This window comes from Fodinisporobacter ferrooxydans (assembly GCF_022818495.1).
Classification (GTDB): Bacteria; Bacillota; Bacilli; order Tumebacillales; family MYW30-H2; genus Fodinisporobacter; species Fodinisporobacter ferrooxydans.
Map to the genome: position 1 here is coordinate 785682 of NZ_CP089291.1, position 16681 is coordinate 802362.

The following is a 16681-nucleotide window of genomic DNA, read 5'->3' on the forward strand; positions in this document are numbered from 1 at the left end:
ATCAGGCAAAGTAACGGTTCATGAGAAATTCGATTCACACCAACATTTTCTGTCAAATGCATGCCAGTGTGAATCGAATCCTATCGTTCTCTAATCATGTTTTAAAACGCCGGCTCAATCAAACCGTATTGGCCATCATTGCGCCGATATACAACGTTAACCTTTTCTGTATCCGAATTGCTGAATACAAAGAAACTATGTCCGAGCAAATCCATTTGCATAATCGCTTCTTCCACAGCCATCGGCTTCATGGCAAACCGTTTGACACGCACAACTTGTGCATCATCTTCTTCATCATAGCTATATGCCAACGCAGAAGACCCAGATTCCTGGAACAACTTGCGTCCGGATTGTTTTTTCGCTTTTTTCACCACTTTTGATTTATGCTTTTCAATTTGCTTTTCCAGTTTGTCTGCTACGAGATCAATCGAAGCGTACATATCACCCGACTTTTCTTCCGCACGAATAATCATGCCTTGAACAATCATCGTTACCTCAACCGTGTGAATACCATGTATGACGGAGAGAGTAACTTGTACATCATGGGTAGGTGTTGCATCAAAAAACTTATCAAGGCGACCTAATTTTCTCTCCACATATTCCTGTAATGCCCCTGTAATCTGGATATTGTCACCGCGAACTTTAACTTTCATATGCAAAACTCCTCCCTTCGTACGTATCTATATTCCATTTTGTCGGCTTAATTCCTCCCGTCTAAACATATCTTTCACATTTTTTTTACAAAAAGGGACTTGTTCAATCAATATTTGGGATTCTTCGACAAGGAAGAACACATTTCCCTTTTTTAAAAAATATCTGTCGTCTTTTGAATCAAATAAAATAGATAGTTTCTCGCTTTTAAATGTGGACTTTTTATCAGTTTATTTTCGTGCCTTCGTGTTATAATAAAATATAAATGCGCATTTTTGTGAGGTGATTCTCAGTGTCCATGATTAAAACTATCGGCAGTAACGGACAAATCTCTCTAGGTAAGGAATATGCCGGCCGTACCGTTCTGGTCGACGAGTTGGAACCGGGTGTTTGGATCATCAAGGCAGGTCAGTTTATTCCCGACAACGAACAGTGGTTATTTGCTCCAGAAGTTCAAAAAGACCTTGACGAAGCAATTGAGTGGGCAGAGAACCATCCGCCTTCGGAAACGATTCTTGATGAACTGGAGAAACGGATACGCAATGAATAACGATTGGATTCGACTTGATCTGAATAATCCGGTTTTCCAGCGTACGTTATTTCATCTTTCCAAACAAGAGCAGTTAGCTGTGCTTGGGACTCTAAGAAAACTCACCGATATGAATTGGAATCAAATGCATCGAGATTCGGGACTGAAATGGGAGTTGATTCATTCCCGTTGTGGATCCATGGGAGAAAAATTGTATAGTTTCCGTATAGGAAAAGGCTTTCGAGCGATTGCTTACCGAGATGGTTGCTGGCTGCGAGTGTTATCCCTTCATCCAGATCACGATTCAGCATATCGTTGACAATGTCCAACTGGATCAGCAAAACAAATCATTTGAATTTGAGACAAAGTTGAAGAGACTAAAGAAAATCAAGAAACAAAGAAGGACGCTAGCCACATATCACAGCACAGCGTCCTTTGATAATTTAGTTTACTAAACTGATAATGACTACAACACTTTGCTTAAAAACGACTGTGTCCGTTCATTTTGCGGATTGGAGAAAATTTGTGCCGGCTTTCCTTCTTCCATGACAATTCCCTGATCCATGAAAACCACCCGATCTGCCACTTCGCGAGCAAATCCCATTTCGTGTGTCACCACAACCATCGTCATGCCTTCCCGCGCCAATTGCTTCATGACTTCCAGCACTTCACCGACCATCTCAGGATCCAATGCGGATGTCGGTTCGTCAAACAACATGATTTTCGGCTTCATCGCAAGCGCTCTGGCAATCGCCACCCGCTGCTGCTGCCCGCCTGACAGCTGATCCGGATATGCATTTGCCTTATCGGAAAGCCCCACTTTTCGAAGCAACTCCATCGCTTCTTTTTCGGCAGTCCCTTTATCCGTCTTACGCACCTTGATTGGACCGAGTGTAATATTTTGCAGTGCAGTCTTATGAGGAAACAGATTAAAACGTTGAAAAACCATACCCACTTCCCGCCGCACAGCGTTTACATCTACTTTTGGATCGGTCAAATCCACGCCCTCAATTTTCACATGACCACTCGTGACAGGCTCAAGCAAATTGAGGCAGCGCAAAAACGTACTCTTCCCTGACCCGGACGGACCGATGACACAAACCACTTCCTGTTGACGAATGGTTGCATCGATTCCCTTTAATACTTCCAGCTTGCCATAATATTTATGAAGATTATTCACTTCGATCATCACAGATCCGAGTTGATGCATATGTGCAGCAGCTGCTTTGTCTTCTTTGTTTAACAATGATGAATTTGTCATGCGTATTCACCTTCTAACTTTCATTCTTTATAGATTTGTATTTACCGTACCGTATTTTTTCTCAAGCAGACTAACAATTTGCGCCAAAATCATAGTAATGCAGAGATAGATCAGGGCAGCCGTCAAAAAGGATGCCCATGTCAACGTTGTAGCACCAAACATGGTTTTCGCCTGGTATGCCAGTTCTCCGCCGGAAATCGCCGCCAACAAGGATGAATCCTTGGACAATGCGATCGCTTCATTTCCAAGAGGCGGCAGCATGCGGCGAAACGCTTGCGGAATGATGACGTTCCACATGGCTTGCGTATAGGACATGCCCACAGATCTTGCAGCTTCCATTTGTCCTTTGTCAATTGACTGAATGCCGGCACGAAAAATCTCTGCAATATAGGCACCGCTATTTAATGTAAGCGATACAATCCCGGAATAAAAGGGATCTACCCCATGTCCAAAAATCGCCGGCAAAAATGCAAAGTGCACAAGCAAGATTTGCACAAACAATGGCGTGCCACGGAAAAACGTAATGTATATAACAGAAGGCCATCGAACCAATGCATATGAAGAGAGTCTGCCCAGCCCCAACAGCAACCCTAATATCGTACCCAAAATAACAGAAAGAAACGTCAACTCAAGTGTTACGCCGGTGCCTTGCAGCAGCATTGGAAAATAGTCTTTGATCGCCTGCCATGATGTTTGATCCATCCGTTTACCTCCTAAACCCAAAATGCGTAGCCTATGCAGGATAGGCTACGCATGGCAGCATGTTCTTTATTTTTTCTTGCCAAACCATTTTTCGTAAATTTTATCAAGCTCACCATCTGACTTGATCTTCTTGATGCCATCATTAATTTTGTTTAACAATGCCGTATTGCCCTTCTTCACAGCAATTCCGTAATTCTCTTTCGGGAAGTTCGGGTCAACTGCCGTGTCAAATTTGCCGGCGCCATTGTTTTTCACATAGTTGACAACTACGCCGTTATCGCCGACTGCCGCATCGACACCGCCGTTCGCCAACTCTTGCAACGCGAGCGGCATCGCGTCAAAACGCTTGATATCCGAATTTGCTTTGCCGAACGCCTTGCTTACGATGTCATCGCCAGTCGTTCCGTTTTGGACAGCAACTGTATGACCTTTCAAGGCATTTAAAGTCGTCAGGTTTGTTCCTTTTTTATATGCGATCATTTGTGTCGCTTCAAAATACGGATCGGAAAAATCCATCTTTTGTTTGCGCTGATCTGTAATCGTAATCGCAGAAATCAACATGTCATTCGTGTTTTGATCCAATGTCAGGAAAATTCCGTCCCAAGCGGTGTTGTTGTATTTCACTTTGAAACCTTCCGCTTTTGCGATTGCATTCATCACATCCACATCAAAGCCGACAACTTGTTTTTTGTCATTCACATACTCGAACGGCGCGTAAGAAGCATCCGAGCCTACATTGTAGACTTTCTCTGTCTGTGCGGAACTGCCGGCATTTTTCGAATTATCCGCTGTGCCGGATGGCGCGTTGGAAGAAGACCCACAGCCAACTGCCAACAGCCCCAAGCCAGCAATCATAGCTGTTGCTGCAAATGTACGTTTGAACTTATTCATGTCTCGATGAACCCCCTGATTTTTCTTTTTAAATAGAAAAATTCACATAGAAAAACGCATAAATCTCTGATTCTTACATTATAATTGCAAGATTTCCGTTTTGCTAGTGTCGACAAAAAAGAATTTTCTGTCAGAATATTTATACACGTTAAGTAAATGGCGTCCGCATACGGTGGGCAAAGGACAGATATGATCATACACCATGGTGAATGAATATGCAAGAGGATGTGGCAAAAATAAATTATAAGTTAAATATGGGATGACAGGGGAGATTTTGACTCTTCGTCACCTAATATGTTTTTAGGCATTCTGCAAAAATTCTTTTTTACTTGAATCCGTTCTTCTTTTGAGTATCCCATCTTGCTTAACAATGCCGCCGCTATCAGACTATTTTACATGACAGATGCTTACCAGTTCTATTTTTTAATTCTACCGTGTAAAACTGAAACGCAATACATCCGAATATCAATTTAAATTCAATTGGTTCGTCCCGTAACGTATCGTAGTTGAAAACAGCAATCGCCAAAATCATTCGATAAAAATGGAGACAATTATGCAATGTCCCCATTCGCTTTCATCTTAAATGATCCTTATTTGTAATATGTCCGACACTACGTACAAATTGATACTATAATGGGCCCAGGAAATCGGACACGACCTAGGATGTCCAATAAGCTATACTATTGGTATGGTGTCAAATAGTGCACCATGTAATAAAATTAAGAAAAACTAATACCTAATGACATTAATTTACTGAATTTTTTATTTCAAGAAACCAAAATGGTAATACTTTGTTAAATTGGTTGAATGACACTAATTTTTAATAATTTCATGAATTTTTAATTTTTAAAATAAATTAACAGAACCCTAATAATTGGCACTATATTATAGTAACTAATTTAATTTACACAAACACCGTCAATCGAAACAACTTTAGTTTTGATATTATATAGGTTTCTAATTTCATATAAGATATTACTTGCAAATGAAAATGAGGCTATTATAAGAACATCTACAGGATTTTCATTTAAATATTCAGGAGGTTGAATAACTAAATTAGTATTTGAAAACTTTTGTCCTTGTTTCCTAGGGTTTGTGTCAATAATACATGAGATATTATTTCTAATAACTTCAAACTGCAGTAGAGATTTTCCTACATCTCCACTTCCCCATATTCCGATACTCTTTTTTTCCTTTAAGAAACCATTCACTATAGATAAAAAAAATTGAACTGTAAATTTTGAGTAAATACTTTCATCTATATTTAATGTATATTTTTGAATTCCCTCAATTAGAGCATCAATAAAAGTTTCATTATCCAGATTTCTTTGCAAGAACCTTTTAAGAGACTGATTATTTTTTGATAACAAATCCTTATTTGATATTATTTTTATAATATTTTCACCATTACGCTTAAAGAAATATGTTTTACAATGGTTTATGATATTTTCATCTATTCCTAAGCTTTCATAAAGCTCTAATAATTCTTGAACACGATCCATAATTATAATTGGTAAATAACCTGTCCATTCTTGTGAATCATAACTAAATAAAACACTTGGTTCACCAAAATAATAGATACGTTTACCAGTTAATGCCGTAGCTAAAATTTTAATATGTGGAAAAGTGTTATCAAGGCTCGAAAAAGCATCATCTTTCACATCGATAGTATTTATTAATTCATTCCACATTTTTCTTCTAAAAATATGACTTACAATGTGAGTATGTAGTTCTGCTGGATATAAATTTTCAATCTTTAAGGTATCTTCCCACTTTTCCAATACTTTTTCTGATGTATCTTTACACATTACTTCTTCGGATGTCGGGATATACTTTGATTTTTTATTTAAAATAATCTCATTTCTTTCTTTTATTGATTTAAAAAAGAAATTTACAAAGAAATAATCTATTTCCAAATGCAATTTAAGTCTGCCAATGATTTTACTTAATTGACCATCTATAATTAGGTCATCATCTCCAATTACCCAACAATATTCACCTTTCGCTAAACTACTTGTTAAAGTCATAATATTTCTGGTAGTCCCAATATTTTCTGAATTTCTAGAATAACAAAAATAGTCCACATCCTTATACTCCATACAAATATCTTTCGTATGGTCAGTCGAGCAATTATCTGAAATTACAATCTCGACTTCTCCGTTAAATTCACTTGCTTGTGGTATTAATGATTCAAGGCTTAGCTTCAATAACTCTGCTCTATTATATGTTGGTATACAAATCGATAGTACTGGTTGATTTTCTTTCACAAGGTAACACCTCTTCGAGTATATCTTCCAATCCAAATTTTGACCGGAGAAATTCATGATTCCCAACATAATGTGAGTAGGAATCATTTATTCCAATACGTTTAAAATTTACTGCTTTACCACTCTCCGCAATAATTTCTGAAATTGCACTTCCAAGTCCACCAATAATACTATGTTCTTCTAACGAAATAATGGGTACGCCTAATTCTATTACTTCATTTATTATACTTTTATCAATCGGTTTAATTGTAGGCATGCTAATGTGAGTTACACTCTTACCTTTTTCCCTTAGTTTCTTAACCCATATTTCCCCTTGCTCAAGCATATTACTTGTAGTAAATAGTACCAAATCCTTTCCTTCTGAAACTTTTATTGCCTGTCCAATTTTGAATTTCACATTATCATTATGGATACTCGCTTCGCCATTCCTACCTAACCTTATATAGATTGGTCCATTTATGCTTAGGCTTTGTTCCATTATATTTCTTACTTCTACAGGATCCCCCGGACAACATACAGTCATATTAGGTAGTGAACGCATAATTGCAATATCTTCTATTGCATGATGGGTTGCACCCTGAGGTCCATATGAAAGGCCAGCACCAACACCGACAATTCTGACATTTGTCTCCATATACGCCACATCTACTCTTATCTGTTCAAAACATCTCATAGTAATAAAAGGTATGATGCTATATACATACACTATTTTCCCAGAAAGAGCCAAGCCAGAAGCAATACCAATAGCATTTTGTTCTGCTATTCCCACATTCAAAAATCTATTTGGAAAGAGATTTGCAAACTCCTCCAGCACCGAGTAACCAAGATCAGGAGTAATTAAAAAAATTCTCTCATCCGCTTTCGCTTGTTCAATTAAACATTTCACAAAAGTACTTCTCATCGTCATCCTTCCAATTCTTTAAGGGCTAATTGAAATTGTAGATCGTTTGGAGATTTATAATGCCATTCTAATTTATTTTCCATAAAAGAAATACCTTTGCCTTTAATAGTCTTTGCAATAACTACTTTTGGTTTTTGTACTTGGAGTTTTAATATAGTTGTTAAATCATCAATGTTGTGTCCATCAACAAAAAAAGATTCCCATCCAAATATCCTCCACCGTTCCAATAGATTTTCTTGGTTAAGGACATCCTTAGTTTCACCGAACCCTTGAAGACCATTATAATCTACTATTGCTGTTAGATTGTTTAACTTTAAATGTGCGGCAAGCATAATAGCTTCCCAGACACTACCTTCATTACATTCGCCATCACCTAATAAAACAAAAATATTACCCTTATTACTATTCAGTCTATTAGCTATTGCCATTCCAAGCCCTATTGGTAACCCATGACCTAGTGAACCCGTAGATACTTCAATTCCAGGAATTGAGCTCTTATCTAAATGACCGGGCAATACACCAGAATTTATATAATATTTATTTAACAACTCTTTAGAGAAAAAACCTCTTTCGGCTAAAGTAGCATATAAAGCGGCACTGGCGTGTCCCTTACTTAGTATAAATTTATCCCTCTCTGTCATAAATGGGGTGGCTGGATCAATATTTAATATCTTAAAGTAAAGCACATATAATATTTCAACAATAGAGAAGCATGCGCCTATATGTGATGATTTAGAATAGTGCATCATATGTAGGATAGATTTCCTAATATCATTTGTTAGCATTAAATGATAACTCCTTTTAATTCAATCCAGTTTCAACGCCTTTACCCATTGAATAGTTTAATATAATTCTTATACCTTCATCTAAACTAAATTTTGGGTACCAACCTGTATCCTTGTGAATTTTATCGATATTTGCTTCAAGATGCATAACTTGATCAGCTCTATATGGGATCTCTCCAAATAATAATTGGATATTTGGGTTAATTATATCTCTTATCTTTTCAACAATTGTTCTTATTTTATATACTTTACCTGAGCCTAAATTATAAATTCCATTAAGTTCCTGACACTCACCTAACGCTTTTAATGCATTAACAGCGTCGGTTATATACAAATAATCCCAAAACTGTTCGCCCAAGGTTAATTTTGGTCGTTGTCCTTTTAATAGTTGGTCAATAACATGCATAAGGAACCAACCACTGTTGTCTTCCGGACCATATGTACTAAAGATTCTTACCCATCCCACTTCTAAACTAAGTTGTCTCCCCAGCATTTGGGTAAGCATACATGATGATAATTTTGCGGAACCATACAATGTTGTAGGATTTGTTGGGTCGACCTCAGAAATCTTTTTATTTAACGGTCCATATTCAGCCTGCGAACCTACTCCTATCCATCTTTTACACTTTATTTTTTCGGCTAAGAATAAAGTATCAATAGTAGGCTTTATATTCATGATTTGTTGAATATCATTTCTTAGAGAATTAAATACTCCTTTCCAAGCCAAATGATAAAAAACATCAATTTTAAAATTAATATTTTTTTCTAATTTCTCATGCCAGGTTTCAATATTGTTAAAATCCCCTTCTAAAATGATTAAATTTTTGTGTTTAGGCAGAACAGATAATTTTATTGAATCACTTCTAACAAATACAACTACCTTTCCACCTGTTTCAAGTAATACCTTTACCAAATGACTCCCAATAAACCCTGTTGCTCCTGTAACGATATAGTTTAATGGATTTTTATTCATAGTATCTCCAGCAGTGAAACTATATTTGTTTTGTCTTTAATTTCACTTAATTGTAATTTGATTTCTTCAATGTAGCCGTAATTAAATACTATAAGTATGTCTACAGGATTATCTATTAATGTTTGTGGTGGAACTATTGGTATATGTGTTTTTGGTGTAAATAAACCGTGCATCATAGAATTATTGTCACTTAAATACTTGAACTTATTACCTGTTTCCATTGCTGCAAGTGTCATAACACCTCTTCCACCGGCACCGAATCCTGCAATACTTTTTCCATTTGAAAGATTACTTTCAATAAAATAATCCAATTTTTTTATGCTTTCTTGTAATTTCCTATTAAAGTTTATTACTATATACTGAGCCAAGTCCTCCTTTTTACTATTTTGAATCCTGCTATTATTGGCATATATCGACTCCTTACTTGCTGCCACTACTAAAAGTGAGTTTCCTCTTCTATATTTCTCCGGTATAAGTTCTGCTTCGACTAATACAAAGCCCTCTCTAGCCAACAAATTATTCATTGTTTCTTTAGTTAAATAAACAAAATGTTCATGTTCAAAAAGACAATATTCATTTCGTTTTATAATTTTCTCTAAATCATGTACTTCTATAACTAATAACCCTGTCTTTTTATTTATAATCTTGTTAACAGTTTTCAAAAAGTTAATCGGTTCTGGGATGTGATCAAAAGTATAAGTTAGCAAAACCACATCGATGTCTGGATACTCTTTAGGAACCAAATTAATTGATTCCTCCGTAAATAACCCCTTTATTACTGGAATATCTGTCTCAAGGCTCTTCTTACATAAAGCATCCGATGGTTCATATCCCAACACTCTTGCTCCAAGCTTTTTAAAAAATGATAATTGTGTTCCATCTCCAGACCCTATTTCTAGAACAGAGCAATATTTTTTCAAATTATATTTTTCAAATAGTGATTCCGCAAGTTTTTGCATGAAATTTTTTGTGAACGTTGAACATGCAGAAGTATAATTATAATTCTCATAGTAGTCATCCAGACTTATGTCATGTAATATTTGAGCTGTTTTACATGAATTGCACAAAAATATATTAATATCGTTCAAAAATTCTTCTCCTAAATCCTCCCACTATAAAGTAATGTTTTCTCCTGTTTTCTCGCTCATTCTTAGTTTTACAACTTTGACACCTAGAGAGTGTTGGTGAAAGATTGCATAGAACCCATATTTTTCTGTAAAGGCCGGTGGCAGGAATAAGCTTGAAATCATTGTTTTCCAAACTGTGGATAAAATGGTATGATCGCACAGTGGATCTCCACGTTCTCCCTCGGGGTTTACCCTCCCATGTCACGCTGGGTCTATGCCCTTACATTCCTTCGTTCTACCTCTCAAGGGGTGGAGGCCGATTCTTGCTCCTCGACTGGGTCGTTGCCCTTATGGATAAAATCCTTCGGCTTCTCCGGTGCTTCCGTTGTCAAAGTTGTGCACATCTGAATAATCGAGTTTTCAGTTTGTTGATAATGTTGAATTTGTGAAATATCCAGTTGTGGATATTTCATTTATTAAAAACCAGATACTAAGCTGTTGATACGTGTTCTATTTTTTATTTTATGCTGCACTTTGTTGTAGCTGGGCTTGTCGGACTGGCCCCAGTACATCGTTTGCGTTATACTCTTTCTGCTTTGTCCCCAATGTATAAAGTACGCGAACCAGTTTTCCACATAAGGCGATGATCGACTGCTTCTTTTTTAACGGATTCTGACTACGTGTCGTGTAATACTTGTGCAGCTCTTTAAATTCTTCGTTTTTGGCCACCATCGGTAGCATGGCGCGAAACAAGATGCCTCTTAATCGAGAACGACCCCGCTTGCTGATCCCCGTTTTCCCCTTCCGTTTTCCAGAACTATTCTCAGTCAAATTCAGTCCAGCCAAGCGGATGATTTGCTGTCCGTGATCATAGTTGTTGAGATCGCCAACCTCCGCTAGGAAACCGGCGACGGTCAGAACACCAACCCCTGGGATGCTCAGCATCTGCCGAGTTCCGGGGATCTTCTCAAGAATCTGCAAGACTTGCGCCATAATGGTTTCTTCCTGCTTGCCATACAGATCGTACTGCTGCAGCAAGATAGTCAGCTCGATTCGAGCCGCTGCCAGTCCCTCGGTAAGCCCGATGGAAGCCGTTGCGGTCGCATAGAGCTGCTCCGCTCTCTTAATGCCCACCCCACGCTTGATTTCCGTCTTCCAATGTGAGAGAACGCCTCTGGCGCCTACGGAGACAATCTCCTCTGGAGTTGGAAACTGACGCATGGTCATGAGGGACGCTTTCCCTTCCCAGTCCTTAAATACCTGTGGATACTCTGGAAAGTAGCGGTCAAACCAGTTTGTGATCCGTGTTTTCACTTGAATCAAGCTCACCATGACCTTCTCGCGAAGATTCATCAGAATGCGTAATTCTGCGTATTCCTTGGTCGGTAAGTTAGGTTCTGAGTACTTTCCATTCCGAATGAGGTCGGCAATGACTTTTGCATCCTTGTAGTCGCTTTTGGTCTGTGAGTTGTCCTCGAGCTCCTTGCTCTTGTTCACATGATGCGGATTGACAACAACAACCTGAATGCCTTGCTCCTTCAAAAACGCCGCTAACGGGAACCAGTAGTGTCCAGTCGGTTCAATGCCGAATATAATGTCTGTTTTCTCATGAATTCGGCCAAGCTCCTTCATCCACGCTGCCAGCTTCGTCAGCCCTTCCTGGTCGTTGTGAAACACACAGTCCTTCCCAAGCTCAATTCCACGGAAATCCACAGCTCGAGCTACGTGTATCTTCTTTGCGATGTCAGCTCCAACCACCAATGTGTTCTCGGTAATTCTTGTAATCCGTTGATTCTGTTTCTGCTTCGTCTTATACTTCATGTGAGCGCCTCTTTTCGTATGTAGGTATTGTTCTGCGTCGAACGTTTCCTAGTATACAAGAGGTGCTTTTTTCGTTCAAAGCTTAAATTACTTCATTACAGGAATTGCTCCTTATTTCTAAAATCATCTGTTAATGGCATATCAGGCAAACTAACCCATTTCACTAAGTTATTACTACCACATACTCGACATGTACTTCTATTAACAACCTTAACATCCATTTGTAGTAACCCCTTCTAAATTTTCACTCATTTTTACATACGATTTTAAGATTTGACAAAGTTAACTAAAAATTAAAGTATTCAATTATTTGATTGATGCTGATTTCTTTTAAATCGTTTTGTTCTTTATATGCATGCACCCATTCAACAACTTTTTCAACGGAATAATCAATGTTCCATTTAGGATACCAATTTAATCCCGATTTAGCTTTTGAGTTATCTAATTTAAGTATTTTGCTTTCATGTAGATGATCTTTTTTTTCAATTTTATATGTTGCTGCCCCCCCCCATTGCTTATATAACTCTTCTACCATCCACTTAACTGTCTTTACATCATTATCATCAGGTCCAAAATTCCAAGCTCCACTAAATTTTTCCCCATTTTCATACAACTTTTGAGCCAAAATTAAATAACCTTTTATTGGCTCTAAAACATGTTGCCAAGGTCTTGAAGATTCTGGAGATCTAATCACTATTTCTTTACCCTCTAAAATTGAGCGAATACAATCTGGTATTAATCTGTCACTTGACCAATCTCCACCACCAATTACGTTTCCAGCACGAGCCGTAGCAATACCAACATGCTTATTATTACTTTCTGAATTATAAAAACTCGATCTATAGGCAGCCGTAACTAATTCTGAACAAGCTTTACTACTGGAATAAGGATCATAGCCGCCAAGGTTATCAATTTCTCTATATCCCCAAACCCATTCTTTATTTTCATAAACTTTGTCTGTTGTAACATTCACAACCGCCTTGACACTATTACATTTTCTTATTGCTTCTAATATATTTACAGTCCCCATAACATTAGTTGAAAAAGTTTCATATGGATCTAAGTAAGATTTTCTAACTAAAGGTTGAGCGGATAGATGAAAAATGATTTCCGGTTTAAAAGAATTAATTTCAAATTCTACCTTCTCTTTATTTCTTATATCACCGTAAATGCTTTTAATTAATGTATTAATTCTACATAACTGAAAAAGCGAAGGTGTGGTTGATGGCTCTAAAGCATACCCTACAATTTCAGCGCCCATTAAATGCAGTGTAAGTGCTAACCACGATCCTTTAAAACCTGTATGCCCTGTAATAAAAACTCTCTTATTTTCCCAAAAATTTTTATCCATTCTATTCTCCATTGTAGTGTTTACCATAATTTCCAAGGCGCTTCACCTAAATCCCATAAAGATTCCAAATAATTTTTATCACGTAAAGAATCCATGGCATACCAAAAACCCTCATGTTTATAGGCAACTAACTCACCTGATTTGGCTAATTTCTCCAAAGGGTCCTTCTCTAAAATTGTATTATCATCCTCTAAATATTTAAATATTTCTGGTTCAAATACAAAAAATCCTCCACTTATCCATCCACCGTCACCTTTAGGCTTTTCTTGAAACCCAGTAACTTCATTAGTTTGATTTAATTCTAACGAACCAAATCTACCATTTGGTTGAACAGATGTAACAGTACAAGTTCTTCTGTATGAAAAATGAAAATCAATGAGTTTATGGATATTGATATTTGACACTCCATCTCCATACGTTAATAAAAACGGCTCGTTTCCGACATAATTTTTAATTCTTTTTATGCGCCCCCCTGTCATTGTATCTAAACCGGTATTAACAAGTGTGACTTTCCATGGTTCAGCAGAGTGATTATGAATTATCTTTTGATTTTTATTAGTAAAATCAAATGTTATATCAGATTCATGTAAAAAATAATGGTCAAAATATTCTTTAATATAATAGCCTTTATATCCTAAACAAATTATAAATTCATTAAATCCATAATGGGAATATATTTTCATTATATGCCATAATATTGGCTTTCCTCCGATTTCGATCATTGGCTTCGGCCTTATATGTGATTCTTCAATAATTCTTGTTCCATAACCACCAGCAAGAATAACTACTTTCATAAAATCACCTAAATTCTATATATTTTAGAAATCAAATACACTAATTATTTCTGACTTGAAATTATGTTCATTTTTTATTTCTTTAATTATTTCCTTTGCATATTTTAATGATGCCACGAGAATAACATCTACAGGATTTTCCAACAAATATGAAGGAGATTGAATTTTAATATGAGTCGGACCAAAATTTTTATTAATTTTAGTTTTATCTTTATCAATTACTACTTTCAAATGGTCTAGTATAAGGTTAGATTCTAATAAACTTAAACCTATTTCCCCACCACCCCAAATTGCTAAAGCTGAATTCTTCTTTATATATTTTCTTAATATTGTTTCGAAGAATTTATTTGTGAAATTATTGAATACCTCTTCATTTCTAGAGGGCAACTTCTTTCCCATCTCAGACATTAACGTAACGTAAAATTTTTGTTTAGAACCATATTTGTTAAATAGTTTATTAAAATCAACTTTTATTTCTGATTTATCCTCATCACAAATAGTCCTTATGACGTTTTTCGCTGATCTTTTTAAAAAATCATCCTTGCAGTATTTTATTAATTTCTTATCAATCCCTATTTGTTCGTAAAGTTGAATTAGCTCTTCAACTCTTTCCAACTCAATTTTTGTCAAATACTTTGACCACTCATGCGCACCGGTTCCAAATAATACACAAGGATCACCAATATAATATGAAGGTTTACCTTTCATCGCATGAGTAAGAATTATATTGTGCGGAAAAGTCGCCTCTAATGTTGAAAATCCGTTATTTATATGTTGCTTTATTAGATATGTATATTTATTCCATATTTGTCTTCTAAAAATATGACATCCTATGAAAGTGATTGATTGTGCAGGTAATGTATTCTTAATCCCTAATATTTCTTCCCATGTATCCAAAACTTTATCATCTAAATCCTTCATAAAATATTCTTTGAACTTAGGTGAATATTTCGAGTCAAAATTATCTATAAGAACATTTCTTTCTTTTACTGATTTACCAAAGAAATTAACAAAAAAGTAATCAATTTCGGAATAAGTCTTTATACAATCTAAAATTTTTCCCAATTTTCCATTTACAAGCATATCGTCGTCACCAAGCACCCAACAATATTCACCAGATGACAGTTCATGTGTTAATTTAAAGATGTTTTTTATTACTCCTAAATTTTCTATGTTTCTATGGAATTTAAAATCACCCATTTGCTGTGCCCATTTAACCACTTCTATCGTGTGATCATCCGACCCATTATCAGAAACAATTAATTCTACCTCATCACTAAATTCATTTACTTGAGGAATAATTGATTTTAATGAATATTTTAGGAGTTCTGCACGATTATAAGTTGGTATACATATCGATAAAATCGGTCTACTATTTTTCATTAAGTTTCGCCCCTTTCTTTGTTATTAACAATAGGATTCTCCCAAAAAATTCAAAGCATATTTCAGGATCTTAGTATATTGTAAGTATCAATATATCGTTTTACTCCACCTACAGGTTTGGAATACACTAATGCAACTTTCAATATTTTTCCTCCATAACTGTTACTAGAGTGTTAAACAGAACCTGCCTCCAATAGTTTCTCCACAACTGATAATGCTGCTCCCACTACCTGATCCATATTGTAATATCTGTATTGTGCTAATCTGCCAACAAACGTTACATTTTTTTCTTCTTCAGCAAGAGATTTATATTTTTTATATAAAAATTCATTTTCAGATCTTGGGACTGGATAATAGGGGTCCCCTTCACTTTGAGGATATTCCCGAACAATTGAAGTGCCTGAATGAGTTTGACCGGTCAAATGCTTAAATTCTGTAATCCTTGTAAAATCAAAATCATTTGGATAATTCACTGTTCCTGTTGGTTGACACTGTTGAATTGAATCATCATGTTCATGTTCGAAACGCAAAGAACGATACGGGAGTTTACCGAAACGATAATTAAAATATGTATCTATAGGACCTGTGTATATGATATGAGAAGCTTGAACATAATCCTTAATTGCCTCAAAATCCGTTTCAAGCTTAAGTTCAATATTTGGAAGATCAATCATTTTTTTAAACATCTTTGCATATCCGTGTAATGGCATAACCTGATAAGTATCAGTAAAATAACGATCATCCCGATTTGTTCGAACAGGTATTCGCGCTGTTACACTCGCGCTTAATTCAGATGGATCCATCCCCCACTGTTTTCGTGTATACCCTCTATAAAATTTCTCATATAAATCCCTACCAACTGTATTTAATACTACATCTTCACTTGTTCTTATGAATTCACGAGGTTCACGAACCTTTTCATAAAAATCTTTGAGACTTTCTTCATCCAGATCCAAATGATACAAACGATTTATCGTGTCAAGATTAATAGGAATCGGTAATAATTGATCATCAACTTTAGCAAGTACACGATGTTCATAATGATGCCATTCCGTAAATTTTGAAAGATACTTAAAAATTTGCTCTGAATTGGTATGAAAAATATGCGGGCCATATTTATGGATCAAAATCCCATATTGATCAAACTCATCAAACGCATTACCACCAATATGGGGTCTTTTGTCTATAAGGAGAACTTTCTTACCGGAACTTGCAAGCCGCTCTGCCGTGACACACCCTGCAAAGCCGGCTCCCACAATTAAATAGTCGTATACCACACTAAAACCTCGCATTCATTACTCGATT

General features: G+C 36.3%; 16 protein-coding genes. 2 read left to right on the forward strand and 14 right to left on the reverse strand.

Annotated elements, in window-relative coordinates; translation table 11 throughout:
- Positions 1–101: 101 nt before the first annotated feature.
- Positions 102–653, reverse strand: a complete 552-nt coding sequence (gene hpf, locus LSG31_RS03765; RefSeq protein ID WP_347438073.1) for a ribosome hibernation-promoting factor, HPF/YfiA family — start codon at positions 651–653, stop codon at positions 102–104.
- A gap of 296 nt (positions 654–949) precedes the next feature.
- Here hpf and LSG31_RS03770 point away from each other — a divergent pair, with 296 nt between their 5' ends.
- Positions 950–1201 carry a hypothetical protein gene (locus LSG31_RS03770; protein ID WP_347438074.1) on the forward strand — a complete coding sequence of 84 codons (252 nt, stop codon included), beginning with the start codon at positions 950–952 and terminating at the stop codon, positions 1199–1201.
- Entirely contained in the window at positions 1194–1499 is a 306-nt protein-coding gene (locus tag LSG31_RS03775; RefSeq protein ID WP_347438075.1) for a hypothetical protein, read from the forward strand. The genes LSG31_RS03770 and LSG31_RS03775 overlap by 8 nt, the downstream gene beginning before the upstream one ends.
- A 147-nt stretch (positions 1500–1646) precedes the next feature.
- On the opposite strand, the gene LSG31_RS03780 is transcribed toward LSG31_RS03775, so the two are convergent.
- From LSG31_RS03780 to glf, 13 genes are all read right to left on the reverse strand, one after another.
- Positions 1647–2369: an amino acid ABC transporter ATP-binding protein gene (locus tag LSG31_RS03780; RefSeq protein ID WP_347439436.1), complete on the reverse strand. Its 723-nt coding sequence runs from the start codon at positions 2367–2369 to the stop codon at positions 1647–1649.
- A gap of 99 nt (positions 2370–2468) precedes the next feature.
- Positions 2469–3143: an amino acid ABC transporter permease gene (locus LSG31_RS03785; RefSeq protein WP_347438076.1), complete on the reverse strand. Its 675-nt coding sequence runs from the start codon at positions 3141–3143 to the stop codon at positions 2469–2471.
- A 66-nt stretch (positions 3144–3209) separates the two neighbouring features.
- A complete protein-coding gene (locus tag LSG31_RS03790; RefSeq protein ID WP_347438077.1) occupies positions 3210–4034 on the reverse strand; it encodes a basic amino acid ABC transporter substrate-binding protein in 825 nt (274 codons plus the stop codon).
- 899 nt (positions 4035–4933) lie between these two features.
- Positions 4934–6301 carry a glycosyltransferase gene (locus LSG31_RS03795; RefSeq protein ID WP_347438078.1) on the reverse strand — a complete coding sequence of 456 codons (1368 nt, stop codon included), beginning with the start codon at positions 6299–6301 and terminating at the stop codon, positions 4934–4936.
- Positions 6255–7202 (reverse strand): transketolase family protein, encoded by a 948-nt coding sequence (locus LSG31_RS03800; protein ID WP_347438079.1) that lies wholly within the window; start codon positions 7200–7202, stop codon positions 6255–6257. Before LSG31_RS03800 ends, LSG31_RS03795 begins: the two co-directional genes overlap by 47 nt.
- A 2-nt stretch (positions 7203–7204) precedes the next feature.
- Positions 7205–7987, reverse strand: coding sequence for a transketolase (locus LSG31_RS03805; RefSeq protein WP_347438080.1), 783 nt, complete (start codon positions 7985–7987; stop codon positions 7205–7207).
- Positions 7988–8003: 16 nt separating this feature from the next.
- On the reverse strand, positions 8004–8960 hold the full coding sequence (locus tag LSG31_RS03810) for an NAD-dependent epimerase/dehydratase family protein (protein ID WP_347438081.1): 957 nt from the start codon (positions 8958–8960) through the stop codon (positions 8004–8006).
- A complete protein-coding gene (locus LSG31_RS03815; protein ID WP_347438082.1) occupies positions 8957–10048 on the reverse strand; it encodes a class I SAM-dependent methyltransferase in 1092 nt (363 codons plus the stop codon). The genes LSG31_RS03810 and LSG31_RS03815 overlap by 4 nt, the downstream gene beginning before the upstream one ends.
- A 501-nt stretch (positions 10049–10549) precedes the next feature.
- Complete coding sequence (locus LSG31_RS03820) at positions 10550–11848, reverse strand: IS110 family RNA-guided transposase (RefSeq protein WP_347436551.1); 1299 nt, start codon at positions 11846–11848, stop codon at positions 10550–10552.
- A 286-nt stretch (positions 11849–12134) separates the two neighbouring features.
- Positions 12135–13226 carry a CDP-glucose 4,6-dehydratase gene (gene rfbG, locus LSG31_RS03825; RefSeq protein ID WP_347439437.1) on the reverse strand — a complete coding sequence of 364 codons (1092 nt, stop codon included), beginning with the start codon at positions 13224–13226 and terminating at the stop codon, positions 12135–12137.
- Positions 13220–13993 carry a glucose-1-phosphate cytidylyltransferase gene (gene rfbF, locus LSG31_RS03830; RefSeq protein ID WP_347438083.1) on the reverse strand — a complete coding sequence of 258 codons (774 nt, stop codon included), beginning with the start codon at positions 13991–13993 and terminating at the stop codon, positions 13220–13222. Before rfbF ends, rfbG begins: the two co-directional genes overlap by 7 nt.
- Positions 13994–14017: 24 nt before the next feature.
- Positions 14018–15376: a glycosyltransferase family 2 protein gene (locus tag LSG31_RS03835; RefSeq protein WP_347438084.1), complete on the reverse strand. Its 1359-nt coding sequence runs from the start codon at positions 15374–15376 to the stop codon at positions 14018–14020.
- A gap of 173 nt (positions 15377–15549) precedes the next feature.
- Positions 15550–16653 carry a UDP-galactopyranose mutase gene (gene glf / locus LSG31_RS03840; RefSeq protein ID WP_347438085.1) on the reverse strand — a complete coding sequence of 368 codons (1104 nt, stop codon included), beginning with the start codon at positions 16651–16653 and terminating at the stop codon, positions 15550–15552.
- Between the last annotated feature and the right edge of the window lie 28 nt (positions 16654–16681).